Source organism: Kitasatospora sp. NPDC052896, from assembly GCF_044547075.1.
GTDB lineage: Bacteria > Actinomycetota > Actinomycetes > Streptomycetales > Streptomycetaceae > Kitasatospora.
This window is the reverse complement of the sequence record NZ_JBITZU010000003.1, coordinates 98,046-122,109: the sequence shown is the minus strand read 5'-3', so window position 1 is coordinate 122,109 and position 24,064 is coordinate 98,046. Positions and strand designations below refer to the sequence as shown.

Annotated in this window: 23 protein-coding genes; 10 read left to right on the top strand and 13 right to left on the bottom strand. The window is 73.2% G+C overall.

What is annotated here, in order from left to right; all coding sequences use genetic code 11:
* Positions 1–17 precede the first annotated feature (17 nt).
* Positions 18–305 carry a hypothetical protein gene (locus ACIGXM_RS09240; protein ID WP_396558553.1) on the bottom strand — a complete coding sequence of 96 codons (288 nt, stop codon included), beginning with the start codon at positions 303–305 and terminating at the stop codon, positions 18–20.
* Positions 306–414: 109 nt separating this feature from the next.
* Here ACIGXM_RS09240 and ACIGXM_RS09235 point away from each other — a divergent pair, with 109 nt between their 5' ends.
* The 3 genes from ACIGXM_RS09235 to ACIGXM_RS09225 all read left to right on the top strand — a co-directional run bounded on the left by ACIGXM_RS09235 (position 415) and on the right by ACIGXM_RS09225 (position 3,184).
* The gene (locus tag ACIGXM_RS09235; protein ID WP_396558551.1) at positions 415–864 is read left to right on the top strand and encodes a MarR family winged helix-turn-helix transcriptional regulator; all 450 of its coding nucleotides are present in this window, start codon (positions 415–417) and stop codon (positions 862–864) included.
* Positions 865–977: 113 nt separating this feature from the next.
* Positions 978–2,624 carry an MFS transporter gene (locus tag ACIGXM_RS09230; protein WP_396559146.1) on the top strand — a complete coding sequence of 549 codons (1,647 nt, stop codon included), beginning with the start codon at positions 978–980 and terminating at the stop codon, positions 2,622–2,624.
* 2 nt (positions 2,625–2,626) lie between these two features.
* The gene (locus ACIGXM_RS09225) at positions 2,627–3,184 is read left to right on the top strand and encodes a cysteine hydrolase family protein (protein ID WP_396558549.1); all 558 of its coding nucleotides are present in this window, start codon (positions 2,627–2,629) and stop codon (positions 3,182–3,184) included.
* 68 nt (positions 3,185–3,252) lie between these two features.
* Here the strand turns inward: ACIGXM_RS09225 and ACIGXM_RS09220 are convergent, their stop codons facing one another.
* From ACIGXM_RS09220 to rpsR, 5 genes are all read right to left on the bottom strand, one after another.
* A complete protein-coding gene (locus ACIGXM_RS09220) occupies positions 3,253–5,886 on the bottom strand; it encodes an ABC transporter permease (RefSeq protein WP_396558547.1) in 2,634 nt (877 codons plus the stop codon).
* 4 nt (positions 5,887–5,890) lie between these two features.
* On the bottom strand, positions 5,891–6,667 hold the full coding sequence (locus tag ACIGXM_RS09215; protein ID WP_396558545.1) for an ABC transporter ATP-binding protein: 777 nt from the start codon (positions 6,665–6,667) through the stop codon (positions 5,891–5,893).
* A gap of 265 nt (positions 6,668–6,932) precedes the next feature.
* Positions 6,933–7,097, bottom strand: a complete 165-nt coding sequence (gene rpmF, locus ACIGXM_RS09210; protein WP_396558543.1) for a 50S ribosomal protein L32 — start codon at positions 7,095–7,097, stop codon at positions 6,933–6,935.
* A 27-nt stretch (positions 7,098–7,124) separates the two neighbouring features.
* Positions 7,125–8,363, bottom strand: a complete 1,239-nt coding sequence (locus ACIGXM_RS09205) for a GTP-binding protein (RefSeq protein ID WP_396558541.1) — start codon at positions 8,361–8,363, stop codon at positions 7,125–7,127.
* On the bottom strand, positions 8,363–8,611 hold the full coding sequence (rpsR, locus tag ACIGXM_RS09200; RefSeq protein WP_396558539.1) for a 30S ribosomal protein S18: 249 nt from the start codon (positions 8,609–8,611) through the stop codon (positions 8,363–8,365). The genes ACIGXM_RS09205 and rpsR overlap by 1 nt, the downstream gene beginning before the upstream one ends.
* Positions 8,612–8,749: 138 nt before the next feature.
* Between rpsR and ACIGXM_RS09195 the strand changes: the two genes are divergently transcribed.
* The 6 genes from ACIGXM_RS09195 (at position 8,750) to ACIGXM_RS09170 (ending at position 15,433) form a co-directional block, all read left to right on the top strand.
* Positions 8,750–9,673, top strand: a complete 924-nt coding sequence (locus ACIGXM_RS09195; RefSeq protein ID WP_396558537.1) for an NAD(P)-dependent oxidoreductase — start codon at positions 8,750–8,752, stop codon at positions 9,671–9,673.
* Positions 9,674–9,713: 40 nt separating this feature from the next.
* Entirely contained in the window at positions 9,714–10,838 is a 1,125-nt protein-coding gene (locus ACIGXM_RS09190) for a low temperature requirement protein A (protein ID WP_396558535.1), read from the top strand.
* A 629-nt stretch (positions 10,839–11,467) separates the two neighbouring features.
* Positions 11,468–12,463, top strand: a complete 996-nt coding sequence (locus ACIGXM_RS09185; protein WP_396558533.1) for a pirin family protein — start codon at positions 11,468–11,470, stop codon at positions 12,461–12,463.
* 203 nt (positions 12,464–12,666) lie between these two features.
* The gene (locus tag ACIGXM_RS09180; protein WP_396558531.1) at positions 12,667–13,974 is read left to right on the top strand and encodes a S8 family serine peptidase; all 1,308 of its coding nucleotides are present in this window, start codon (positions 12,667–12,669) and stop codon (positions 13,972–13,974) included.
* 210 nt (positions 13,975–14,184) lie between these two features.
* Complete coding sequence (locus tag ACIGXM_RS09175; RefSeq protein WP_396558529.1) at positions 14,185–14,976, top strand: putative protein N(5)-glutamine methyltransferase; 792 nt, start codon at positions 14,185–14,187, stop codon at positions 14,974–14,976.
* Positions 14,977–15,016: 40 nt separating this feature from the next.
* Positions 15,017–15,433: a hypothetical protein gene (locus tag ACIGXM_RS09170; protein ID WP_396558527.1), complete on the top strand. Its 417-nt coding sequence runs from the start codon at positions 15,017–15,019 to the stop codon at positions 15,431–15,433.
* Positions 15,434–15,489: 56 nt separating this feature from the next.
* Here ACIGXM_RS09170 and ACIGXM_RS09165 read toward each other — a convergent pair whose 3' ends face one another.
* Both ACIGXM_RS09165 and ACIGXM_RS09160 read right to left on the bottom strand, forming a co-directional pair.
* Positions 15,490–15,723, bottom strand: coding sequence for a helix-turn-helix domain-containing protein (locus ACIGXM_RS09165; RefSeq protein ID WP_396558525.1), 234 nt, complete (start codon positions 15,721–15,723; stop codon positions 15,490–15,492).
* 2 nt (positions 15,724–15,725) lie between these two features.
* Positions 15,726–16,457, bottom strand: a complete 732-nt coding sequence (locus ACIGXM_RS09160) for a DUF2975 domain-containing protein (protein ID WP_396558523.1) — start codon at positions 16,455–16,457, stop codon at positions 15,726–15,728.
* Positions 16,458–16,816: 359 nt separating this feature from the next.
* On the opposite strand from ACIGXM_RS09160, the gene ACIGXM_RS09155 reads away from it, so the two are divergent.
* Positions 16,817–17,587: an MgtC/SapB family protein gene (locus ACIGXM_RS09155; protein ID WP_396558521.1), complete on the top strand. Its 771-nt coding sequence runs from the start codon at positions 16,817–16,819 to the stop codon at positions 17,585–17,587.
* Between the two features lie 10 nt (positions 17,588–17,597).
* Here the strand turns inward: ACIGXM_RS09155 and clpB are convergent, their stop codons facing one another.
* The 5 genes from clpB to dnaK are packed head-to-tail and all read right to left on the bottom strand — an operon-like array spanning position 17,598 to position 23,988.
* Positions 17,598–20,231, bottom strand: a complete 2,634-nt coding sequence (gene clpB, locus ACIGXM_RS09150; RefSeq protein ID WP_396558519.1) for an ATP-dependent chaperone ClpB — start codon at positions 20,229–20,231, stop codon at positions 17,598–17,600.
* A gap of 21 nt (positions 20,232–20,252) precedes the next feature.
* Positions 20,253–20,627, bottom strand: coding sequence for a chaperone modulator CbpM (locus ACIGXM_RS09145; protein WP_396558517.1), 375 nt, complete (start codon positions 20,625–20,627; stop codon positions 20,253–20,255).
* Entirely contained in the window at positions 20,624–21,571 is a 948-nt protein-coding gene (locus tag ACIGXM_RS09140; protein WP_396558515.1) for a DnaJ C-terminal domain-containing protein, read from the bottom strand. Before ACIGXM_RS09140 ends, ACIGXM_RS09145 begins: the two co-directional genes overlap by 4 nt.
* A 5-nt stretch (positions 21,572–21,576) precedes the next feature.
* On the bottom strand, positions 21,577–22,083 hold the full coding sequence (locus ACIGXM_RS09135) for a nucleotide exchange factor GrpE (RefSeq protein ID WP_396558513.1): 507 nt from the start codon (positions 22,081–22,083) through the stop codon (positions 21,577–21,579).
* A 9-nt stretch (positions 22,084–22,092) separates the two neighbouring features.
* Positions 22,093–23,988 (bottom strand): molecular chaperone DnaK, encoded by a 1,896-nt coding sequence (gene dnaK / locus ACIGXM_RS09130; RefSeq protein WP_396558511.1) that lies wholly within the window; start codon positions 23,986–23,988, stop codon positions 22,093–22,095.
* Positions 23,989–24,064 lie beyond the last annotated feature (76 nt).

Here is a 24,064-nt window from a genome sequence, read left to right as displayed (position 1 = left end):
AGCCGCGTCGGCGCCGGTCAGAACGGAACCGGGCCGCTCCCCGTGACGTGCAGCAGCGCCCGCTCCTCCCCCTGGACGACACGCCTGACGACGAACTCCCGGGTCTCGCCGTCCCGGAACTGCAGGCGCCCGGCGCGGGAGCCGAGCAGCGCGGCGAAGTCCTCCTCCGGCGCGACCGCCCAGAGGTCGCCGTTCCAGCTCTCCGGCCCCTGCGCCGGCCGCTCCCCGGTGAGCTCGGCGTGCACCGGGATCGCGCCGCCCGGGCCGAAGACCGTCGCCGGGCCGTCGAAGGTCGAGGTCGTCATACCTGCAGTCTGCGGCCGGCGGCACGGCCCCGCTCGTCGGCGGCCGCCGGGCCGGAGATCGCCACCCAGAAGTAGTAACAATCAATTGATTAAGCTACTGTTACTATCCATGGACGAGATGAGATCACCCGCGGCCGACGCGGTCGAGGTCGGAGCGGCGCTCCGGCTGATCGTGGGCCGGATCGCCCGCCGGGCGCGGCAGGCCCACACCGTGGGGGACGTGACCCACTCCGAGGCGTCCGTGCTGACCCGGCTGGACCGGGACGGCGCGGCCTCCCCGGGGGCGCTGGCCCAGCTGGAGCGGGTGCGCCCGCAGGCCATGGCGACCACCCTGGCCGGGCTGGAGGAACGCGGTCTGGTGAGCCGCCGGCCGGACCCGGCCGACGGCCGGCGCTCGGTCATGACGATCACCGAGGCGGGCCGGCGGATGGTGACCGACCGGCGCTCGGAGACCGTGCGGCTCCTGGCCACCGCCGTCGAGGAGGAGTTCACCCCCGCCGAGCGCCAGCAGCTGGTCGCGGCGCTGCCACTGCTCGACCGCCTCGCGGAGCGGTTGTGACGACCGGGACCGGGCCGAAGAGCTCGGCCACCGCGGCCACCGACGTCGACCACGCCGACGTCGGGCGCGGCAGGAGCGAACGCTACAAGTGGGTCGCACTCTCCAACACGACCATGGGCGTGCTGATCGCGACCATAGACAGCTCGATCGTGATCATCTCGCTGCCGGCGATCTTCCGCGGCATCGGGCTGGATCCGCTCGCCCCCGGCAACATCGGCTACCTGCTCTGGATGATCCTGGGCTACACGCTGGTCTCCGCGGTGCTGGTGGTCGCCCTGGGCCGGCTCGGCGACATGTTCGGCCGGGTCCGGATGTACAACCTGGGCTTCGCCGTCTTCGCCTGCGCCTCGCTCGCCCTCTCGCTCGATCCGCTGAAGGGCGGTGGTGGCGCGCTCTGGCTGATCGGCTTCCGGATCGTGCAGGCCGTGGGCGGAGCGATGCTGACCGCGAACTCGGCGGCGATCCTCACCGACGCCTTCCCCGCCCGGCAGCGCGGCATGGCGCTGGGCATCAACCAGATCACCGGCCTGGCGGGCATGTTCCTCGGCCTGCTCGCCGGTGGGGTGCTGGCCACCGTCGACTGGCGGGCGGTGTTCTGGGTCAGCGTCCCGTTCGGGGTGGTCGGCACCTTCTGGTCGTACCGCAGCCTGCGCGAGACCGGCACCCGCCGGCCGGGCCGGATCGACTGGGTCGGCAACCTCACCTTCACCGCGGGGGCCGGCTCCCTGCTCGCCTCCATCACCTACGGCATCCAGCCCTACGGCGGCCACTCCACCGGCTGGACCAACCCGTGGGTGCTGGGCGGGCTGAGCACCGGCGTCCTGCTGCTCGCGGTGTTCTGCGTCGCGGAGACCCGGATCGCCGAGCCGATGTTCCAGCTCCGGCTGTTCCGGATCCGCGCGTTCGCCGCCGGGAACCTGGCGGCGCTGCTGATCGCCATCGCCCGCGGTGGCATGCAGTTCATGCTGATCATCTGGCTGCAGGGCATCTGGCTGCCGCTGCACGGCTACGACTTCGAGCGCACCCCGCTGTGGGCCGGCATCTTCATGCTGCCGCTGACCGTCGGGTTCCTGATCGGCGGCCCGGCCTCCGGCTACCTCTCGGACCGGTTCGGCTCGCGGCTGTTCGCCACCACCGGCCTGCTGCTGGTGGCCGTCTCGTTCGTCGGACTGGTCGCGCTGCCGGTCGACTTCCCCTACCCGGCGTTCGCGGCCCTGCTGCTGCTCAGCGGGCTCGGCCAGGGGATGTTCTCCGCCCCCAACACCTCGGCGATCATGGGCAGCGTGCCGCCGGAGCAGCGCGGGGTGGCCTCCGGCATGCGCTCGACGTTCCAGAACTCGGGCACCGCGCTGTCGATCGGGCTGTTCTTCTCGCTGATGGTCGCCGGACTGGCCGGATCTCTGCCGCACACGATGGCCAGCGGTCTGCAGGCCCAGGGCGTGCCCGCCGCTACGGCCGACCAGTTGGCCGGGCTGCCGCCGGTGAGCACGCTGTTCGCCACCTTCCTCGGCAACAACCCGGTCGGCCACCTGCTCGGGCCCAGCGGCGTGCTGAACACCCTGCCCGCGACCAACGTACGGGCCCTGACCGGGAACCGGTTCTTCCCCGAGCTGGTCTCCGGCCCCTTCCACCACGGGCTCGTCACCGTCTTCGGCGCGGCCGCGGCGATGGCCCTGGTCGGCGCGCTCGCCTCGGCGCTGCGCGGCCGCCCCACCCCCGCCGGCTCGGACCTCCCGACCGGCTCGAAGAAAGGACAGTGAGCATGTCGCGTAGCGCCCTCCTCGTGATGGACGTCCAGCAGGGCATCGTGAACCGCGTGCCGGACGACGGCTACCTGCCGCGGCTGGGCCGGGCGATCGACGCCGCCCGGGCCGCCGGTCTCCCGGTGATCCACGTGGTCATCGGGTTCCGCGCCGGCCACCCGGAGGTCAGCCCGCGCAACAAGGCCTTCGGCGGCCTCGCCCAGGGCGGCGCCTTCGCCGAGGGTGACCCCAACGCGCGGATCCACCCGGACGTCACGCCCGCTCCCGGCGAGCTCGTGGTCACCAAGAAGCGGGTCAGCGCGTTCGCCGGCAGCGACCTGGACATGGTGCTGCGGGCCGGTGGCATCGACAGCCTGGTCCTGACCGGCATCGCCACCAGCGGGGTCGTGCTCTCCACCCTGCGCCAGGCCGCCGACCTGGACTTCGGCCTCACCGTCCTGGCGGACGGCTGCCTGGACGCCGACCCCGAGGTGCACCGGGTGCTCACCGAGAAGGTGTTCCCCCGACAGGCGGAGGTCGTCACCATCGACGAGTGGATCACCGCCGTCGGCAAGTAGCGCCCCAGAACGCCGCGACGGCGGTGACCAGCGGGTGCTGGTCACCGCCGTCGGCGGTATCCGGGGCCTCAGCCCGCCAGGGCGGAGACGATCGAGGTCCGGGCCGCCCGCCGGGCCGGCAGCAGCGAGGCGACGACGCCGGCCACCGCCGCGATCACCACGTACAGCACGAGCTGCCCCGCCGGGTAGACGGTGACGCCGGTGCCACCGCTGCCCTTGATGAAGGCGCCCATGATGGCCCAGCCGAACAGCCCGCCCAGCAGCACGCCGACCACCGCGCCCACCAGCGACATCTGCACGGCCTCCAGCACCAGCATCCCGCGCAGCTGCCCCTTGCCCAGGCCGATCGCCCGCAGCATCGCGGACTCCCGGGTGCGCTCGATGACCGAGAGCGAGAGCGTGTTGGCGATGCCGAACAGCGCGATCAGGATGGCCAGGCCGACCAGCGCGCTGAAGAAGGTCAGCACGCTGCTGATCCCACCGCCGAGGCTGGCCTTGTACTGGGTCGCGCTCTGCACGGTCAGCAGCGCGTCGCTGGCCGTGGCTGCGTTCACGGCGGCCAGCGAGTCGTCGGTGGAGACGCCGTGCTTGGCGGTGATGGAGACACTGCTCGCGCCGCTCGGCCGGAAGTCGCGCTGGAAGTCGGCGACCGGCATCAGCACCTCGGGGATCGCGTCACCGCTGGTCATCACGGTGACCACCTTGGCGTTGACGGTGCCGCCGTCCGGGGTCTGCACGGTCACCGTGCCGCCGGCCTGGGCACCGGTGCGGGCCAGGGTGGCGCTGTCCAGGCCGATGGTGCCGGGCTGGAGGTCGGCGAGCGAGCCGCTGGTGAGGGTGGGCAGGAAGACCGTGCCGTAGGCGTCCGGGTCCATCGCGGTCACCCGTGCGTCGTGGCCGTTGACGGTGAGCGAGTCGGCGTACTCGGCGGCGACCACGTTCAGCTCCGGCCGGGCGTGCAGCGCGGCGACCACCGACTGCGGCACGGTCCGGGCGTTCGGTCCGCCGTGGCCGACCGGTCCGCCGTCGCCTCCCGGGCCCCGGCCGCCGCCGGTGAGCGGCGCGACCTGGTAGTCGAACGGGTAGTGCTTGGTGATGGTCGCGGCCGCCGAGGCGGTGACCGAGGCCGAGATGATGGTGAACAGGGTGACCAGGGTGACGCCGATGGTCAGCGCCGCCGTGGTGGACGCGGCCCGGAACGGGTTGCGGGTGGCGTTGGCGGTGGCCAGCTTGGCGGGCGCGCCGAGGAAGAGCGACGGGATCACGCCGAAGACCCGGGTCAGCGGACCGACGAAGAGCGGGCCGGCCGCCAGCACGCCGACGAAGAGCACGCAGCCGCCGCCCACGATCTTGAACAGGCCGTCGGGGCCGGAGCTGTCGCCGTGGCCGAGCACCGCCAGGCCGAGGCCGGCCGAGCCGAACACCACGATGATCGCGAGCCGCAGCCAGCCGACCTTCCTGGACTCGGCCGGCGGCTCGTACTGGTCGCCGAGCGCCGCGACCGGCGGCACCCGGGTGGAGCGCAGCGCCGGCACCAGCGCCGAGCCGACCGTGACCACGGTACCCACCAGCATCGAGGCCAGCGCCGTCTGCGGGGTGACCACCAGCGAGGTGCTCGGGAAGCTCGCGCCGAAGGCGCTGAGCACGGCCATCATGCCGAGCGCCAGCAGCACGCCGACCACGATGCCGAGCAGCGAGGCGAGCAGACCGACGATCGCCGCCTCCAGCAGCGTGCTGCCGAAGACCTGCCTGCGCGAGGCGCCGACGCAGCGCAGCAGCGCGAGTTCGCGCATCCGCTGGGCGATCAGGATGGTGAACGTGTTGTAGATGACCAGCGAGGCCACGAAGAGCGCGACCACCGCGAAGATCAGCAACGCGTCGGTGAAGACCGAGGTGAAGTGGACGACCTTGTCGGCCTCCTGGGTGGCCAGCGCGCTGCCGGTGAGCACCTGGTCGCCGTGGACCTGGCTCAGCGCGGAGATCCGGGAGACCAGGGTGGCCGGCGAAGTGCCGCTCGCGGCACGGACGTTGATCTGGCTGTAACCGGTGACGCCGGTGATCCGCTCGGCGACTGGGGTGGTGAAGCCGACCACGCTGCCGTTGCTGAAGGCCTTGTTGGAGCCGGTGTCGATGGTGCCGACCACGGTGAAGTGCTCGACCGTGGAGTTCAGGTCGACCACGCCGACCTGCTGGCCGAGCGTGAAGTGCTGGGCGGTGGCGGTGGCCTGGTCGACCACCACCTCGCTGTCGGCGGTCGGGGCGCGGCCGGAGTCGAGGGTGAAGCCGCGCAGCGCGGCGTCCTGCGCGACGGCCATGCCGGCACCGGGGCGGTCACCGTTGGTGATCACCTTGCCGTTGGCGCCGAGCAGCGGCGCGGAACCGCTGAGCCGGCCCTCGGCGGCGGCGACGCCGGGGACGGCGCGGATCGCGTCCAGCGCGGCGATGGGCAGCAGGTCGCTGTTGTCACCGCCCTGCCCACCGTGGCCGCCGGGACCGCCGAACCCGCCGGCGCCCTGGTCGGTGAGCACAGCGGCGTCGACGCCCTTGGCGTCACGGGCGAAGCTGTCCATGAAGGACTGCTGCATCGAGGCGCTCAGCACCAGGGTGCCGGCCACGAAGCCGACGCCGAGGAAGATGGCGACCGAGGAGAGCAGCAGCCGGACCTTGTTGGCCAGCAGCCCGGCCAGAGTCGTGCGGAACATCAGGTCACCGCCCCGCGCGCATCAGGTGGTCCAGCACCGACTCGGCGGTCGGGTCGGCCAGCTCGCCGGCCGGGCGGCCGTCGGCGAGGAAGACCACGCGGTCCGCGTAGGAGGCGGCGGCCGGGTCGTGAGTGACCATGATCACGGTCTGGTCGAGCTCGCGCACCGACTTCTGCAGGAAGCCGAGCACCTCGGCGCCGGAGCGCGAGTCCAGGTTACCGGTGGGCTCGTCGGCGAAGACCACCTCGGGCTTGCCGACCAGCGCCCGGGCACAGGCGACGCGCTGCTGCTGGCCGCCGGAGAGCTGGGACGGGCGGTGGCCCAGGCGGTCCTTGAGGCCGACCACCTCGATGAGCCGGGCGTACCACTCCGGGTCGGGCTTGCGGCCGGCCAGGCTCAGCGGGAGCAGGATGTTCTGCTCGGCGGTGAGCGTGGGGAGCAGGTTGAACGCCTGGAAGATGAAGCCGATCCGGTCCCGCCGCAGCTGGGTGAGCTTGCGGTCCTTCATGCCGGTGATGGTGGTGCCGCCGATGGTGACGGCACCACCGTCCAGCGTGTCCAGGCCGGCCAGACAGTGCATGAAGGTGGACTTGCCGGAGCCGGACGGGCCCATGATCGCGGTGAACTCACCGGCCGCGAACTCGGCCGACACCCCGTCCAGGGCGCGGACCTGGGCGTCGCCGCTGCCGTAGGTCTTGACCAGGCCGGTCGCCTGGACCGCGATCCGAACGTCGCCGCGGCTCGCGGCCGGCTCGGGTACCGCTGTGCTGGGCAGGGACATGGGCTGCTGACCTCCGGTGCAGTCAAGGAGCCTCCGCTCGGCTCCGGACACGATCGGCGACCCTAGTCATCGGCAGCTGAAGCGCTCCTGAAGGGACGTTCAGCCGCCGTACAGGAAGGCGCTGGCCAGGCTCCCGCCCCAGGCGCTTCCCCCCCTCCTGCGTGGTCGGCTCCTCACTCGGCGTGGTCAGCGCGGCGCGGCTGCCCGCGGCCGCCGCACGTTTGGGCGGTGCGGCGGCGCCGCGGGCGGAGGTGCCGGCCGGGCCCTACGGGGTGATCAGCCCGCGCTGGTAGGCGCGGACCAGGTGGCGGGGGACGAGGTGTTCGCGGCCGTCGACGGTGATCGGCACCAGGTCGGGCCGGGTCGCCTTCCACTGGGCCCGGCGGTGGCGGGTGTTGCTGCGGGACGTCTTGCGCTTGGGTACGGCCATGTCGGGTGCTCCTTCGCGGGGTGGGGGTCAGTGGTCGGTGTCGTGGTGGTCGTGTGGGTCCCAGGCCGGGAACGGGTCGTCGAGCCCCACCCAGGCCCGCGGGCCGGCCGCGTGCTCGGCCTCGTCCAGCAGGCAGCCGGTGAGTGCGGTGCGCAGCGCGTCCGCGGCCAGCTCGGTTCCGATGAAGACGAGCTCCTGGCCCGACGGCCGCCCCGGATCGGGCCTGCCCGGCTCGTCGTCCGCCGACCGGGTCCCGACAGGTTCGAAGCGGGCGACCGAACCCGCCTGTGACCACAGGCCGGTGACGCCCGGGCGGGTGGCCAGCCAGAAGAAGCCCTTGGAGCGCAGCACCGTGCCGAACTCGCCGGTGTCGAGCCGCTCGCTCACCAACTCCCAGAGCCGGCCGGGGTGGAAGGGGCGCGCGGCGCGGAAGACCAGGCTGCTGATGCCGTACTCCTCGGTCTCCGGCACGTGGTCGCCGTTGAGTTCCGCCACCCAACCGGGCGCCTCCTGGGCCTTCGCCAGGTCGAACAGGCCGGTGCCGAGGAGTTCGGCGGGCGGGACCCGGCCGGCCGTGGCCCGCACGATCCGGGCCGCGGGATTGAGTCGGGCGAGCGCCGCCGCGAGGCGGTCGGTCTGGCCCGGAGTGACCAGGTCGGTCTTGTTGAGGACGATGACGTCGGCGAACTCCACCTGGTCCATCAGCAGGTCGCTGACGGTTCGTTCGTCCTCCTCGTACTGGTCGAGCCCGCGCGCGGTCAGCTCGTCGCCACCGCGCAGCTCGGGCAGGAAGTTGGCCGCGTCGACCACGGTGACCATGGTGTCGAGGCGGGCGACGTCGCCGAGGGTCGCGCCGTCGTCGCGGGCGAAGGCGAACGTGGCCGCGACCGGCATGGGCTCGGAGATGCCGCTGGACTCGATCAGCAGGTAGTCGAAGCGGCCGGCCCGGGCGAGCCGGTCGACCTCCTCCAGCAGGTCGTCGCGCAGGGTGCAGCAGATGCAGCCGTTGGTCATCTCCACCAACCGCTCCTCGGTCCGGGAGAGGGCTCCCCCACCGTCGCGGACCAGGGCGGCGTCGATGTTGACCTCGCTCATGTCGTTGACGATGACGGCGACCCGCAGGCCCTCGCGGTTGTGCAGGAGGTGGTTGAGCAGGGTGGTCTTGCCCGCGCCCAGGAAGCCGGAGAGGACGGTGACCGGGAGGCGGGTGCCGGCGGGCCGGGTGGCGACGGGCTGGGTCGCGACGGGCCGGGTGGCGGTCGGCATCACCGGCCGGCCGCCGGGGAGGCGTACGGCAGCAGGGCCATCTCGCGGGCGTTCTTGATCGCCCGGGCCATCTGGCGCTGCTGCTGTGCGGTGAGCCGGGTGACGCGACGGCTGCGGATCTTGCCCCGGTCGGAGATGAACTTCCGCAGCAGGGTGGTGTCCTTGTAGTCGATGTAGCTGATGCCGGCCGCGTGGAGCGGGTTGGGGCGCGGGGTCCGGCTCCGGCGCGCCTGGGCGGGCTTGGCCACGGTGGGAGTCCCTTCGACTGGTGGGCGGGTCGGACTGACCATACACCAGATGAAAACGAAAACCATTATGCTTGGTTGGCCGTGCCGCCTGCTGCGGACCGGAGGTCCTCCGCCCCTTGCCGTGCAAGACTGTTGACCATGCGCGCACCGAACGTGGGATTCCTCGGGCTCGGCGTCATGGGCGAGCCGATGGCCCTCAATCTGGTCCGGGCGGGGATCCCGCTGCTGGTCTGGAACCGCACCCCGGCGAAGACCAGCGTGCTGCGGGCGGCCGGGGCGGAGGTGGCCCCCGACGCGGCCACCGTCTTCGCGCGGTCGGACGTGGTCCTCGTCATGCTGGTCGACGGCGACGCCGTCGACGCCGTCCTCGGTCGGGGCACGCCGGCCTTCGCCGAGCGGGTGGCCGGCCGCACCGTCGTCCACATGGGCACCACCGCGCCGGCCTACTCGCAACAGCTCGAAGCCGACATCCGGGCCGCCGGCGGCCACTACGTCGAGGCCCCGGTCTCCGGTTCGCGCACCCCGGCCGAGGCGGGCGAACTGGTCGCGATGCTGGCCGGCGAGCCGGCTGCGGTCGAGCTGGTGCGTCCGCTGCTGGAACCGATGTGCCGCGAGACGGCGTTGTGCGGCCCGGTGCCGGGCGGCCTGCTCATGAAACTCTCGGTGAACATCTTCCTGATCACCGTGGTGACCGGACTGGCCGAGGCGGTCCACTTCGCCGGCCGGCACGGACTCGATCTCGACCGGTTCGTCGAGGTGCTCGACGCGGGCCCGATGGCGAGCCCGGTCATGCGGGTCAAGGCGCCCAAACTGGTCGCCGAGGACTTCTCCGTACAGGCCGCCATCACCGACGTCCGGCAGAACACCGAGCTGATCACCGCGGCCGCCCGGGCCGCCGGCATCTCCTCCCCGCTGCTCGACGTCTGCCGCGCGCTCTACGCCGAGACCGCCCAACTCGGCTTCGCCGGCGCCGACATGGCGGCCGTCCTGAAGGCGATCCAGGCACGGGGCGAGCAGCCGTCCGACGACGGCGGCGGCGACCGCAAGCCGGTGATCGAGTAACGGCGCGTGCTGCTCGCGGCGCACTGCGACAATCGCCTCCGTGACACATGGGACGACCAAAGCCGCCGCCGCGGAGGCCGTACGGCCGCTCGAGCTCTTCTTCGACCTGGTCTTCGTCTTCACCATCACGCAGATCGCGTCGGTGCTCGCCGCCGCGCCCTCCACCGCCGGACTGGCACGGACCGGGGTGCTGCTGACCATCACCTGGTGGATGTACGGGGGTTACGCCTGGCTCACCAACGCCCTCGACCTCGACCGGACCGGACCGCGGCTGCTGCTGTTGACCGGGACGGCGGGGTTCTTCGTGATGTCCCTGGCGGTGCCCAGGGCGGACGGGCCGGGCCCGTGGGGAGTGGTGTTCGGAGCGGCCTACCTGTTGGTGGTGGCGGTGCACACGGTCGGCTTCATCGGCACCTCGGGCCATCGCGGCATCAAGGGGATCGGACCGTTCAACGTGGCCAGCGCGCTGATCGTGCTGGCGGCCGGCCTCGCTCCCGCCCACCTGAGGGTGTGGGTGTGGGCACTGGCCTGCCTGTTGGAATGGCTGACGCCCCTGCTCAGTGGGCCGACCGGATTCACCGTCGGGGTGGGGCACTTCGTGGAGCGGCACGGGCTGGCCGTGATCATCGTGCTCGGGGAGTCGATCACCGAGGTCGGCGCCGCGGCCACCCGGCTGGACGACCTGGTGACGGTGGTCCTCGGCGCGCTGCTGGCGCTCGTGCTGAGCGCCGCCATGTGGTGGCTCTACTTCGATCGCGAGGAACACGACAGCGCGCGGCTGCTGGAGCGGGTACCGATGGCGCGCCGCCCGCGGGTGGCGGTCTACGCCTTCGGCTACTCGTACCTGGTCATGATCTTCGGCATCGCCGTCGCGGCGGTCGGGATGCAGGAGGCGATCCGCCACTTCGAACGGCCGCTGCACGGAACGTCCGCGCTGCTGCTGCCGGTCGGCACGGTGCTCTTCCTGCTCGGCCTCGGGCTCTTCCACCGCTCGCTGTCCGGGGTGTGGCAGCCGGCCCGGCTGTCGGCCGCCGCCGGGGTCGCGGCGCTGGGCCTGCCCGCCGCATGCTGGGTCGGCGGTGCGGCCGCACTGACCGCGACGGCGGTGCCGCTGCTCGCCCTGATCCTCTGGGAACGCGACGGAACCGGGCCCGCGACCGCCTGAACCGACCCGGGAAGGTCGGCCCCGGCACGAATACCTTGGTCAGGGGCTCGACGCGGCCCGCATCTTCCAGCAAACTGAACCTCACGGCTCTTGCCGTGATCGCTGCGCCGCTCGGCCGAAGCGCGGGGTCCGGCGAGGGCCGTCCAATGCCGCGGCCCGGGTGGCCGTCGCGCCACGAGGGTGGCAGCGCCCGACCGACCACGTCCTGGATCCGGGCGCTCGCCCAACTCATCGCTGCCCCCTCGCACTTGTCCGCCGAGGAGAACCCCACGGCGCGGAACTGACAGCCTGCGGTGCGGACTTGGACCCGCCGCCGGCAGCCGCTGGGCGCCACGCCGTCACGGTGCGCCGAACTGGGCCCGGTGGTGACCGGGGCGAGCGGCCCGCCCGACGACCGGGACGCGACGTGCCGCAGGGCCTGTTCGTGCGGAGTCCGGGGCGTGGCCGGCCGCGACGGAGGGTCGGCGGCCATGCGACGAGCCCGCCCGAGCGGGCCGGCCGGGCGCGGCCGGTGCTCCCCGCTCCCGCTCCCCCCTGCGCGGCCCGTCCGGGCTGGCTAGGCTGAGGACACCGCCCGGCACGGCGCGGGGGCCGAGCGCGTCCGGACATCGCCGGTGAAGGAGCCCACCATGCCTGCCGTCACGGTCGAGAACATCCTGGCCCTGCCGCGAGTCCCCCGGCCGGAGCCCGCGGCCGCCGTCCAGCGACCGGTGCGGTCGGTGACCAGCGCGCCCAGCGGGCTGGAGGGCGAGGGCTTCCCGGTCCGACGCGCCTTCGCCGGGGTGAGCCTGCAGGACATCGACCCGTTCGTGCACATGGACCAGATGGGTGAGGTGGAGTACGCGCCCGGCGAGGCCAAGGGGACTCCGTGGCACCCGCACCGCGGCTTCGAGACCGTCACGTACATGATCGACGGCATCTTCGAGCACACCGACTCCAACGGCGGGGGCGGGGTGATCACCGACGGCGACACCCAGTGGATGACGGCCGGCAGCGGGATCCTGCACATCGAGAAGCCGCCCGAGCACCTGGTCGCCTCCGGCGGGCTGTTCCACGGGATCCAGCTCTGGGTGAACCTGCCGAAGGCCGACAAGTGGAACCCGCCGCGCTACCAGGACATCCGTGGCCGGGAGGCCGCCCTGCTGGCCTCGCCCGACGGCGGCGCGCTGCTGCGGGTGATCGCCGGCGAGGTCGGCGGGCACACCGGCCCCGGCTCCACCTTCACCCCGATCACCCTGCTGCACGCCACCCTCGGCCCGGGGGCGGAGCTGGTGCTGCCGTGGCGTCCGGACTTCAACGCGCTGGCCTACGTGCTGGCCGGCCGGGGCAGCGTGGGAGCCGAGGCGCGCCCGGTGCGGCTCGGGCAGTTGGCCGTCTTCGGACCGGGTGACGCGCTGACCGTGGCCGCCGCGCCGCGGCAGGAGAGCCGGGCGCCGCAGCTGGAGGTGCTGCTGCTCGGCGGGCGGCCGATCCGGGAGCCGGTGGCGCTCTACGGGCCGTTCGTGATGAACACCCGGGAGGAGCTGGTCCGGGCGATGGAGGACTACCGGGCGGGGCGGCTCGGGTCGGTCCCGGCCGGGCACCTGCCGTACACCAGCGGTGAGGCTCCACCCGGTCAGGGGTGACCCCGGCAGGCGTCACGGCTGTCCGACCGGTCGTCACCTCACCGGTCACTGGCTTGATCTGTCTCTCGCCAGCGGATCACTCCGGCTTCTAGGCTGGCGCCGTGTTCTGACCCTGTCATGCACGGCTCCGGTGGCGTCTCCGCTCGTCCGCGGATCGGAGCGGCGCCCGGACCACCGACTCCGAAAGGGGACACCACGTGTCCATGCCCGCACGTCTGCGTCTCGCCGCCGTCGCGGCCGGCGCGTTCGCGCTCGCCCTGGTCCCGACCGTGAGCGGCGCCGGCACGGCCGGTCCCGCCGCGCCGGCCGTCAGCCCACTGCTGGCCGGCGGCCCGCTGCGGCACGCCGGCGACCCCGGCGACCCGGTGCTGGCCGCGCCGATCTCCACCAGCGCCTGCCTGACCCAGCTGCACCGCGCCTGCTACTCCCCGCTGCAGTACCGCACGGCGTACGACGTCGACCCGCTCTACCGGGCGGGCATCACCGGCCGGGGCCGGACCATCGTCATCGTGGACTCCTACGGCTCGCCGACCGTCCAGCACGACCTCGACGTCTACGACGCGAGGTTCGGCCTGCCGAAGGGCCAGGTCGACGTGGTGAAGTGGGGTCAGGTGCCGCCCTTCGACCCGAAGAACGCGGACATGACCGGCTGGGCCGGCGAGACCACCCTGGACGTCGAGGCCGCCCACGCCATCGCGCCGGGCGCCCGGATCGTGCTGCTGGAGACCGGCGTCTCGGAGACCGAGGGCCCGGTCGGCGTCCCCGAGATGATGAGCGGCATCAACCACCTGGTGAACGCGGGCCAGGCGGACGTGGTCTCGATGAGCTGGGCGACCAGCGAGGCCGAGTTCCCCGGCTTCGACGCGGGCGACTACACCAGCCTCACCACGCTGCGCTACGCCTTCGTCAACGCGGCGAAGCACGGGGTCACGCTGACCGCCAGCTCCGGCGACGGCGGCGGCGACTCGACCAGGCTGGACGCGGCCTGGCCGGCCGGCGACCCGCTGGTCACCGCCGTCGGCGGCACCCAGCTGTCGCTGAACGACCAGGGTGCCCGGACCGCGCCGGACGCCGCCTGGTCGGGCAGCGGCGGCGAGCTGTCCAAGGTCTTCGCCCGGCCCGGCTACCAGGACCCGGTGCGTTCGGTGGTCGGCGCCCACCGCGGCACCCCGGACGTCAGCATGGCCGGCTCGCCGAACGGCGCGCTCTGGCTGTACTCCAGCTTCGACCCGGCCCACACCGGCTGGACCGCGGACGGAGCCGGCACCAGCGAGTCCTCGCCGCTGTTCGCCGCCGTGGTCGCGCTGGCCGACCAGGCGGCCGGGCACCGGCTCGGCGTGATCGACAACGACCTCTACCGGCTCTACGCGCAGCACTCGGCCGGGATCGTCGACGTCACCACCGGGTCCACCGGCCCGCACGGCTACCAGGCGGGCCCCGGTTACGACCAGGCGACCGGGGTCGGCACCCCGGACGTCGCCAAGCTGGTCCGGGCGCTCGCCCACCGGTAGCACCGGGCGTCCAGCCGCCCTACCCGATCCGGGCACCGGCCACACCCCGGATCGGGTAGGGTGAGCGGTCCCACGCAGTGCGCGACCGAGGAGGTGAGACCCATTACCGCTGTGTCAGCAGTGTCAGCTCGGGTGCTCACCTCCCGCCGCCCCGCCGTCGAACCGGCCTAGGCGGCCGAGCGAGCACCGACGGTTTCCCGAAGGGTTCCTGTGTCGGTCTTCTCCTCCGCCCCGCTCCGCTCCACCCTCGTCACCAGGCTCCGCGCCGCCGGCTGCGTCTTCGCCGAGGACGAGGCACGGCTGCTGCTCGCCACCGCCCGGACCCCGGCCGAACTCGCCGCCATGGTCGAGCGCCGGATCAGCGGGCTCCCGCTCGAACACGTCCTCGGCTGGGCCGAGTTCTGCGGCCTGCGGGTGGCCGTGGACCCGGGGGTCTTCGTACCCCGCCGCCGCAGCGAGTTCCTGGCCCGGCAGGCCGGCGCGCTGGCCCGGCCGGGCGCCGTCGTGCTCGAACTGTGCTGCGGCACGGGCGCGGCCGGCGCCGCGCTGGCCGCGGCGGTCGGGCCGGTGGAGCTGCACGCCGCCGACCTCGACCCCGCCGCGGTGCGGTGCGCCCGCCGCAACGTCGCCGCGGCCGGCGGCCGGGTGTACCAGGGCGACCTCTACCAGCCACTGCCCGCCGGGCTGCGCGGCCGGGTGGACGTCCTGATCGCCAACGCGCCGTACGTCCCCAGCGGGGAGGTCGACCTGCTGCCCGCGGAGGCCCGGCTGCACGAGCCGCTGGTCGCGCTGGACGGCGGCGCGGACGGCGTGGACATCCAGCGGCGGGTGGCCGCCGCCGCGCCGGCCTGGCTGGCCCCGGGCGGCCACCTGCTGATCGAGACCAGTGAGCGGCAGGCGCCGGCCACCGTCGCGGCCGTCGCGGCTGGTGGGCTCCTCCCGCGGGTGGTCGAGTGCGAGGAGCTGGACGCCACCGTGGTCATCGGCGCCCGGGCCGCCTGAGGGCTGTTGGATCTTCCCTGGAAGGGGCAGGATGATCCGCATGGACGACGACGCAGAACTCTCGCGGGCCGACCAGATCCGTCTCTATCTCGCCACCCTGCAGGCCAGGATGGATGCCGACCAGTTCCGCGTCCTGGGCATGCTGCTCAAGGACTCCGTCACGCTGCTCACCTCCGAGGCCGACGAGGTGGGCATCGACATCCCCGCCGAGGACGAGCGTTTCCTCACCCCCGAAGTCAGGGAGGAGTTCCTCGCCGTGCTGGGCATCCTCACCACCGGCCGGATGGACCAGCAGGTCATCGATCTCGGCGACGGCACGGCCACCGTGCTGGACCCGGCCGCCGCGGCCGACCCGGAACGGGTCCGCGAGCTGCGGGACTGGGCCGCCGAGCAGCGGCGGAGGCGCGAGCACACCGCCTCGGTGCTGCGCGGCATCGCCGACGCCTCGCAGGCCTGACCGACGCCGGCCCGACCAACACCGGCCCGATCAGAGCCGCCGTCCCGCCGCCGGGGTCAACGCTCCGGCGGCAGGACGGTGAGCAGATCACCCGGCGTGCAGTCGAGCACGTCGCAGATCGCGGTGAGGGTGGAGAACCGGACCGCCTTGGCCCGGCCGTTCTTCAGCACCGACAGGTTGACCACCGTCACGCCCACCCGGTCGGCGAGTTCGGTCAGCGTCATGCCGCGCTCGGCGAGCAGGCGGTCGAGTTCGCAGCCGATGCGGTGGTGGTCGGCGGGCACGGCCATGATCAGACCAGCCCGTCGACGTCCTCGGCGAGTTCCGCCCCTCTCCGGAAGGCCTCGGCCAGCGCCAGCAGCAACAGCGCGACCAACAGCGGGACGTACGGGAGGGTGCCGCCGACGCTGGTCACCGGGCTGCCGTCCCCGCCCAGCCCGAGCCGGCCGAGCACCAGCGCGCCCGCCACCCCCGGGGCGACGGCCGGCACCAGCCCGGCGACCGCGGTCAGCCCGGCGAGCCCGGCGACCCGGGCCGCGTTGCCGGAGCGGAACGGCTCGCCCTGCGCGATCGAGAGCAGCAGCCGGCGCAGCAGCAGCGCTCCCAGGCCGACGCCGAGCCCGAGCGCGGCGAGGCCGGCCCGGCTCAGCAGTTGCTCGCCGACCGTCGACCCGAAGGAGCGCAGCGTCAGCGTCTCCGAGTCGGCGGTCAGCCAGCTGCTCCGGTCGGTCCCGGCGATGTCCACCCGCAGCTGTCCACCGACGGCCGTGCCCTGGCCGAGCGGCACCTGGGCGGCCGCGCCGCCGGATCCGCCCGCCACGGTCAGCCCGGTCGTGCTGCGCACCTTGACCGGCACGTTCACGTAGCCCCCGGCCTGGGTCACCCCGTTGACCGCGTAGGCGACCGCCCCCACCGACCCGACCAGCCCGATCAGCAACATCACCTGGGCCAGCAGCCGCACCATGGTGACGCCGGCGAACGGGCGCGGACTTCTGACGACGGGGGCCTGCGCGACGGCGTTCAACGGTCCTCACAGCTTTCCGGGGGGCATCTCCGCCGGCAACATATCGTTTTTCGATGCCATCGACAAACGATATGTTCAGGGGCGGGGGTTGTTGCGCGGATCGCCGCGGGCGAGGTGCGGCCCACGCGTCGCACGGGCCGGCCTCCACGGCGAACGCGGCATCCTCGGCGGCGAGTTGGTCGATCGCTCGGGCGACGCACGCCGGGTGGAGTGCGCGCTCCGGAGGCGGCGCTCCCATCATCTGGTGGCCCGTCCGGTCATCCGTCGGTTCGTCAGACGGCCGGGTCGACACGGAACGGACCGGGCCCGGCGGCTTGCCGGGCGGGCGAAAACGGGCCCGTCGGAATGATGATAGGAGGATGACACTGAGTAGCGGAGTGAATGAGCCGTTCGGCCAGGGCTGGGTGCAGGTCGTGGAGTTCGCGATCGCGCTGGTGCTGTCGGGTGCCATCGGCCTGGAGCGGGAGATCCGGCAGAAGGCGGCGGGACTGCGCACCTACACGGTCGTCGGGCTGGGATCGGCGCTGTTCACCCTGGTCAGCAAGTACGGCTTCACCGACGTACTGCGGCCCGGGCTGGTGATCGTCGATCCGTCCCGGATGGCGGCACAGATCGTCTCCGGACTCGGGTTCATCGGCGCTGGTGTGATCTTCGTACAGCGCGGCTCGGTCCGCGGGCTGACGACCGCGGCGACGATCTGGCTGACCGCCGCCGTGGGGGCCGCGGCGGCGGCCGGCCTGCCGCTCCTGGCCTGCCTGGCGACCGCCGCGTACTTCCTGGTCGGCTACGGCCTGCGGCCCCTGACCCACCTGCTCCCGCAACTGCGCTCCCGGCCGGCCGCCTACCGGATCACCTACCTCGAGGGCAGCGGGCTGCTGCGGGAGCTGCTCAAGGAGGTCACCCAGGGCGGGTTCGTCGTCGAGAAGCTGAGCACCGTCGCGGCCCAGGACTCCGGCGTCCCGTGGGCCCGGGGCGAGGAACCCGCCGGGGCACGGCGACCCGCCGTCGACCACACGGTGGAGGTCTCCCTCGCGATCCAGGGCCGCGGCGACCTGGACGGCCTGACGGCCCGGCTGGCCGGGCTCCCCGGCGTGCTCGCCTGCAGCCGGACCGACCAGGGCGACGAGTGACCCGCGAGGTTCACGCGGCGCGGGCCGGTTCCGGTCGGTCCGGGTGGTCGACCACCAACTCGCCGTCCCGCGCGGTGATCCGGACGGTCACCCCGTCCCGGATGTCACCCCGGATCAGCGCCCGGCCGATCTTCGTCTCCACCTCGTGCGCGATGAAGCGGCGCAACGGGCGGGCGCCGTAGACGGGATCGAAGCCCTGCTCGGCGATCAGGCGGCGGCCCGGCTCGGTGAGCTCCAGGGTGATCCGCTGTTCGGCGAGCCGGCCGCGCAGTTCGTCGAGCATCAGGTCGACGATCCGCTCGATCTGGGCGAGCCCGAGTGGCCGGAACAGCACCACGTCGTCCACCCGGTTGAGGAACTCCGGCCGGAAGTGGGCGTGCAGCTCCGCCATCACCAACTCCCTGACCTCCGGCTTGATCTCGCCGTCCACGGTGACGTCCTGGAGCAGGTACGGCGAGCCCAGGTTGGAGGTCATGATGATGACGGTGTTGCGGAAGTCCACGGTACGACCCTGCGCGTCGGTGATCCGGCCGTCGTCCAGCACCTGCAGCAGGGTGTTGAAGACGTCCGGATGGGCCTTCTCCACCTCGTCGAAGAGCACCACCGAGTACGGCTTGCGGCGCACCGCCTCGGTCAACTGGCCGCCCTCCTCGTACCCGACGTAACCGGGCGGCGCGCCGAGCAGCCGGCTCACGGTGTGCTTCTCCTGGTACTCGCTCATGTCCAGCCGGACCATGCTCTCCTCGCTGTCGAAGAGCGCGGCGGCCAGCGCCTTGGCCAGCTCGGTCTTCCCGACACCGGTGGGACCCAGGAAGACGAACGAGCCGATCGGCCGGCGCGGGTCGCGGATGCCCGACCGGGCCCGGATCACGGCGTCGGCGACCAGCCGCACCGCCTCGTCCTGCCCGATCACCCGGCGACACAGGATCTCGTCCAGCCGCAGCAGCTTCTCCCGCTCCCCCTCCTGCAACCGGGCCACCGGGATGCCGGTCCAGGCCGCGACGATCTCGGCGATCTCGTCCTCGGTGACCACCTCGCGCAGCAGCCGCCTCTCCCCCTGCCGGAGGGCCAGTCGCTCCTCCTCGGCGCCGAGCCGCCGTTCCAGTTCGGCGACCTTGCCGTAGCGCAACTCCGCGGCCCGGTTGAGGTCGTAGGCCCGCTCGGCCTCCTCCGCCTCGTACCGGGTCCGCTCCAGCTCCTGGCGCAGCTCCTGGACCCGCCGGATCGCCTGCCGCTCGGCGTCCCACTGCGCCCGCATGGCGTCCGCCTCGGTCCGCAGGTTCGCCAACTCCCTCCGCAGATCGGCCAGTCGGGCCTGGCTCGCCGGGTCGTCCTCCTTTGCCAGGGCGGCCTCCTCGATCTCCAGTCGGGTGACCCGGCGGGTGATCCCGTCCAACTCGGCCGGCATCGAGTCGATTTCGGTCCGCAGCCGGGCGCACGCCTCGTCGACCAGGTCGATCGCCTTGTCGGGCAGGAACCGGTCGGTGATGTAGCGGTGGCTCAGGGTCGCGGCGGCGACCAACGCGGTGTCCTGGATCTTGACGCCGTGGAAGACCTCCAGCCGCTCGCGCAGGCCGCGCAGGATGGAGACGGTGTCCTCCACGCTGGGCTCGTCCACCAGCACCTGCTGGAAGCGGCGCTCCAGCGCCGCGTCGGACTCGACGTGCTTGCGGTACTCGTCCAGCGTGGTGGCACCGATCATGTGGAGTTCGCCGCGGGCCAGCATCGGCTTGAGCATGTTGCCGGCGTCCATCGCGCCCTCGGCGGCGCCGGCGCCGACCACGGTGTGCAACTCGTCGACGAACAGCAGGATCCGGCCCTCGGCCGCCTTCACCTCGGCGAGCACCGCCTTGAGCCGCTCCTCGAACTCGCCGCGGTACTTGGCCCCGGCGACCAGCGAGCCCATGTCCAGGGCGAAGACGGTCCTGTCGCGCAGTCCCTCGGGGACGTCGCCGCGGACGATGCGCTGGGCGAGCCCCTCCACGATGGCCGTCTTGCCGACCCCGGGGTCGCCGATCAGCACCGGGTTGTTCTTCGTCTTGCGGCTGAGGATCTGGACCACCCGGCGGATCTCCGCGTCGCGACCGATCACCGGGTCCAGCCGGCCCGTCCTGGCCTCGGCGACCAGGTCCCGCCCGTACTTCTCCAGCGCCTCGTACGCGCCCTCCGGGGTCGCGGAGGTGACCCGCTGGTTGCCGCGGATCCGGGTCAGCGCCGTCAGGAACGACTCCCGGGTCACCCGGTACTCCTTCAGCCGTCGCCCGGCGGCGGAGGCGCTGCCCTCGTCGATCAACGCCAGCACCAGGTGCTCGACCGAGACGTACTCGTCCTTGAGCCGCCCGGCCTCCCGCTCGGCCGTCTCCAGCAGGAGGGCCAGCCGCCGGGTGACGTACACCTGCCCGGGCGCGGCCCCGGGACCGGTGGTCCGTGGCAGGCGGGCCAGATCGGCCTCGAGGTCGGCGCGCAGGCCGTCGACGTCGGCGCCCGCCTGCTCCAGCAGCCGGGGCACCAGGCCCTCGGGCTGGTCGATCAGGGCGAGCAGCAGGTGCTCCCCGTCGACCTCGGTGTTGCCCAGCCGCGCGGCCGTGCTCTGCGCCGCCTGCAGCGCCTCCTGGGACTTCTGGGTGAGCCGGTTCATGTCCATGACGGATCGCTCCTCAAGCTCTCACCGGTCCGACCGGTGCGCCACCCCGCGGACGGGGGCGCCAGCACGGCGCAGTGCGGCTTCCAGCGCTTCGATCCGGTCGAGCAGGTCCATCACCAACCCGATCGCGGCGTAGTTGAGGCAGAGCCCGGTCCGCAGCCGCTGCGCGCGGGCGACGGCCGCGGGGGCGTCCGCGGCGAACCACAGCTCCCCGGCGGCGTCGCGGGTGGCGTCCACCAGGCCGAGCGTGACGAAGCGGCGGACCAGGTCCGGGTGCAGGCCGCTGCGGCGGGCGACCTGCTCCAGGCCGAGCCGGTGCCGCCGGACCAGTGGGTAGCTGACCACCGCGGCCACCCGAGCGCCCTGGGCTGCCCTCGGCGGTTGCTGGAGGCTCATGGCCGCCTCCTCGGATTCCTCGGGTCGAAGGCCGACACGGCGGCCAGTTCCTCGAACAGTTCCCGTTCCCTGGGACCGGGCGACGGCGGTACGTGCACCCTGACCTCCGCGTACAGGTCACCGGGCGGACCCTTCGGGTTCGGCATGCCCTCCCCGCGCAACCGCAGCCGGCGGCCGGTGGACGATCCCGCCGGGACGTTGACCTTCACGGTGCCGCCCGGCGTCGCCAGCGGCACGGTGGCCCCCAGCGCCGCCTCCCACGGGGTGACCGGCAGGTCGACGTGGACGTCGCGTCCCTCCAGCCGGTAGCCCGGGTGCGGGGCGATCCGCACCACGAGGTACAGGTCGCCGGCGGCGCCGCCCCGGCCGCGGCCACCCTCCCCGGACAGCCGGATCCGCTGGCCGTCCACCACGCCACGCGGGATGGTCACCTGGTAGTCCCGCTCCCCGCCGGGACCGCCCAGGGTGATCCGCCGTCTACCGCCCTGGTACGCCTCCTCGACCGTGAGGCTCAGCTCGGCCTCCTGGTCGGCGCCGGGCACCGGGCCGGCGCCCGCGCCCCGGCCGCCGAACATGCCGCCCAACAGGTCATCGAGGTCGATACCCTCGAACCCCTCGCCGCCCCAGACCCGGGCCCCTTCGGGACCTCGCGCGCCACGGGTGGTCCAGCGGCCCCGACCGCCGCCCGCGCCGGCGGCCGCCCGCTCGTCGAAGTCCTCGGGGACCTGCCGGAAGTCCGGGCCGAAGCGGTCGTAGCGGGCCCGGGTGCCGGGGTCGGAGAGCACCTGGTACGCCTCGTTGATCTCCTTGAACCGCTCCTCGGCGGCCGGGTCGCGGTTGATGTCGGGGTGGTGGCGCCGGGCCAGCTTGCGGAACGCCTGCTGGATCTCCTCCGCACTCGCACCGCGCGGCACGCCGAGCACCTCGTAGTAGTCCCGCGCCATCCGCCTCACCCCTGGCTGCGGCTCACGGTCACCGCCGCCGGCCGCAGCTGCCGTTCGGGCCCGCCGTAGCCGGGCCGCACCACGCCCAGCACCGTGCCGGGGGCGGCGTCCGGTGCGTCGACCACGGCCACCACCTCGTGCCGGGCCGGGTCGAACGGCACCCCGGCCTCCTCGTCGCGCGGATACCCCAGGTCCCGCAGGATCTGCACGGCCTGGTCGCGGATCGCGCGGACGCCCTCGGCCAGCGGGGTCGGGTCCGCCTCGACGTGTTCCAGCGCCAGGTCCAGGTTGTCCACCACGGGCAGCCAGACCCGGGCCGCCCGGGCGCGTTCCGTCTCCCGCTCCTGCCGGAGCTCGCGGGTGTGGCGCTTGCGCTGGTTGTCCAGCTCGGCCAGCGCCCGTCGCCAGCGGTCCTCCACCTCCTCGACGGTGACGGCGGCGGCGTCGGGCTGGGCGTCAGGCTGGCTGTCGGGCCGCGCCTGCGACGGCCGCGGCTCCCCGTGCACGGACATGACGCCGCCTCATCCCCGGTCGAATTCCGCGTCGATGACGTCGTCGTCGCGCCCGCCGCCGGGCCCCGTCGCGCCGGGAGCCGCGCCGCCCGGCTCCTCGGGGGCCGGGCCGGCGCCGTGGGCGGCCAGCCCGGCGTAGAGCTGCTGCAGCTCGGAGGTGAGGCTGCGGACCCGGTCCAGCGGCGCCTCCTCCTTGACCGCCTGGCGGGCCTCGCCGACCAGCAGCTCGCCGCGCGCCTTCTCGTGCTGCGGGACGGCCTCGCCCAGTTCGCCCAGGCTCCGCTCGACCTGGTAGGCGACCGCGTCCAGCTCGTTGCGGGCGTCGACCACCTGGCGCAGGGCCTGGTCCTCGGACCGGTTGCGTTCGGCCTCGGCGACCATCCGGTCCACCTGGGAGCGGTCCAGGTTGGAGCTCTCGCTGATGGTGATGGACTGCTCGGCTCCGGTCGCCCTGTCCTTGGCGCCCACGTTGAGGATGCCGTTGGCGTCGATGTCGAAGGTGACCTCGATCTGCGGCTCGCCGCGCGGCGCCGGCCGGATGTTCTCCAGCCGGAAGCGGCCGAGCACCCGGTTGTCCGCCGCGCGCTCGCGCTCGCCCTGCAGCACCACGACGTCGACCGCCGGCTGGTTGTCGTCGGCGGTGGAGAACACCTCGGAGCGGCGCACCGGAATCGTGGTGTTCCGCTCGACGATCCTCGTCATCACGCCGCCCTGGGTCTCCACCCCGAGCGAGAGCGGGGTGACGTCCAGCAGCAGGACGTCCTTCACCTCGCCCTTGAGCACCCCGGCCTGGACGGCGGCGCCGATGGCCACCACCTCGTCCGGGTTGACGCTCATGTTCGGGTCCTTGCCACCGGTCAGCCGGCGCACCAGCGCCTGCACCGCCGGGATCCGGGTCGATCCGCCGACCAGGATGACCTCGTCGATGTCGTTCTCGGTCACCTTGGCGTCGCTCATCGCCTGCCGCACCGGACCGAGGCAGCGCTCGACCAGGTCGGCGGTGATCTGCTCGAAGGTGGAGCGCCGCACCGTGGCGGTCAGGTGCTTGGGGCCGGAGGCGTCCGCGGTGATGAACGGCAGGCTGACCTGCGTCTGGGTGACCGAACTCAGCTCGGTCTTGGCCTTCTCCGCGGCCTCGAAGAGCCGCTGCAGGGCCTGCGGGTCCTTGCGCAGGTCGATGCCGTTCTCCTGCTGGAAGCCGTCGGCGAGGTGGTCCACCAGCCGCCGGTCGAAGTCGTCGCCGCCCAGGTGGGTGTCGCCCGCCGTGGAGCGGACCTCGACCACGCCGTCGCCGACGTCGAGCAGGCTGACGTCGAAGGTGCCGCCGCCGAGGTCGAAGACCAGCACGGTCTCGTGGCCCTTCTTGTCCAGCCCGTAGGCCAGCGCGGCCGCGGTCGGCTCGTTGATGATCCGCAGCACCTCCAGGCCGGCGATCTTCCCCGCGTCCTTGGTGGCCGTGCGCTGGGCGTCGTTGAAGTAGGCGGGCACCGTGATGACCGCCTCGGTGACCCGCTCCCCCAGCTGCTTTCCGGCGTCCTCGGCCAGCTTGCGCAGGACCAGGGCGCTGATCTCCTCCGGTGCGTACTGCTTGCCGCGCACCTCGAAACGGGCGACCCCGCCGGGCCCTTCGACCACGTCGAAGCCGACCGCCTTCGCCTCGTCCGGGACCTCGTCGTAGCGGCGGCCGATGAAGCGCTTCGCCGAGTAGATCGTGCCCTTCGGATTGAGGATCGACTGGCGCCGGGCCAGCTGGCCGACCAGGCGCTCTCCGGTGTCGGTGAACGCGACGACCGAGGGGGTCGTTCGGGCACCCTCCGCGTTCGGGATGACGGCGGCCTCACCGCCCTCCCAGGCGGCGATCACCGAGTTCGTGGTGCCGAGGTCGATGCCGACTGCCCTGGCCATCTTCCGCTCCTTGGTCCGCACTGCCTGAAGCTTCCCGAAACCGTCCGAACACGCGGCACGGCGTCCGGAGGTCCGG

What these genes read in the sequence shown, in the direction of transcription:
- ACIGXM_RS09240 (WP_396558553.1), bottom strand. Translation starts at nt 305, where the DNA reads ATGACGACCTCGACCTTCGACGGCCCGGCGACGGTCTTCGGCCCGGGC.
- ACIGXM_RS09235 (WP_396558551.1), top strand. Translation starts at nt 415, where the DNA reads ATGGACGAGATGAGATCACCCGCGGCCGACGCGGTCGAGGTCGGAGCG.
- ACIGXM_RS09230 (WP_396559146.1), top strand. Translation starts at nt 978, where the DNA reads ATGGGCGTGCTGATCGCGACCATAGACAGCTCGATCGTGATCATCTCG.
- ACIGXM_RS09225 (WP_396558549.1), top strand. Translation starts at nt 2,627, where the DNA reads ATGTCGCGTAGCGCCCTCCTCGTGATGGACGTCCAGCAGGGCATCGTG.
- ACIGXM_RS09220 (WP_396558547.1), bottom strand. Translation starts at nt 5,886, where the DNA reads ATGTTCCGCACGACTCTGGCCGGGCTGCTGGCCAACAAGGTCCGGCTG.
- ACIGXM_RS09215 (WP_396558545.1), bottom strand. Translation starts at nt 6,667, where the DNA reads ATGTCCCTGCCCAGCACAGCGGTACCCGAGCCGGCCGCGAGCCGCGGC.
- rpmF (WP_396558543.1), bottom strand. Translation starts at nt 7,097, where the DNA reads ATGGCCGTACCCAAGCGCAAGACGTCCCGCAGCAACACCCGCCACCGC.
- ACIGXM_RS09205 (WP_396558541.1), bottom strand. Translation starts at nt 8,363, where the DNA reads ATGCCGACCGCCACCCGGCCCGTCGCGACCCAGCCCGTCGCCACCCGG.
- ACIGXM_RS09195 (WP_396558537.1), top strand. Translation starts at nt 8,750, where the DNA reads ATGCGCGCACCGAACGTGGGATTCCTCGGGCTCGGCGTCATGGGCGAG.
- ACIGXM_RS09185 (WP_396558533.1), top strand. Translation starts at nt 11,468, where the DNA reads ATGCCTGCCGTCACGGTCGAGAACATCCTGGCCCTGCCGCGAGTCCCC.
- ACIGXM_RS09180 (WP_396558531.1), top strand. Translation starts at nt 12,667, where the DNA reads ATGCCCGCACGTCTGCGTCTCGCCGCCGTCGCGGCCGGCGCGTTCGCG.
- ACIGXM_RS09170 (WP_396558527.1), top strand. Translation starts at nt 15,017, where the DNA reads ATGGACGACGACGCAGAACTCTCGCGGGCCGACCAGATCCGTCTCTAT.
- ACIGXM_RS09165 (WP_396558525.1), bottom strand. Translation starts at nt 15,723, where the DNA reads ATGGCCGTGCCCGCCGACCACCACCGCATCGGCTGCGAACTCGACCGC.
- ACIGXM_RS09155 (WP_396558521.1), top strand. Translation starts at nt 16,817, where the DNA reads ATGACACTGAGTAGCGGAGTGAATGAGCCGTTCGGCCAGGGCTGGGTG.
- clpB (WP_396558519.1), bottom strand. Translation starts at nt 20,231, where the DNA reads ATGGACATGAACCGGCTCACCCAGAAGTCCCAGGAGGCGCTGCAGGCG.
- ACIGXM_RS09145 (WP_396558517.1), bottom strand. Translation starts at nt 20,627, where the DNA reads ATGAGCCTCCAGCAACCGCCGAGGGCAGCCCAGGGCGCTCGGGTGGCC.
- ACIGXM_RS09140 (WP_396558515.1), bottom strand. Translation starts at nt 21,571, where the DNA reads ATGGCGCGGGACTACTACGAGGTGCTCGGCGTGCCGCGCGGTGCGAGT.
- ACIGXM_RS09135 (WP_396558513.1), bottom strand. Translation starts at nt 22,083, where the DNA reads ATGTCCGTGCACGGGGAGCCGCGGCCGTCGCAGGCGCGGCCCGACAGC.
- dnaK (WP_396558511.1), bottom strand. Translation starts at nt 23,988, where the DNA reads ATGGCCAGGGCAGTCGGCATCGACCTCGGCACCACGAACTCGGTGATC.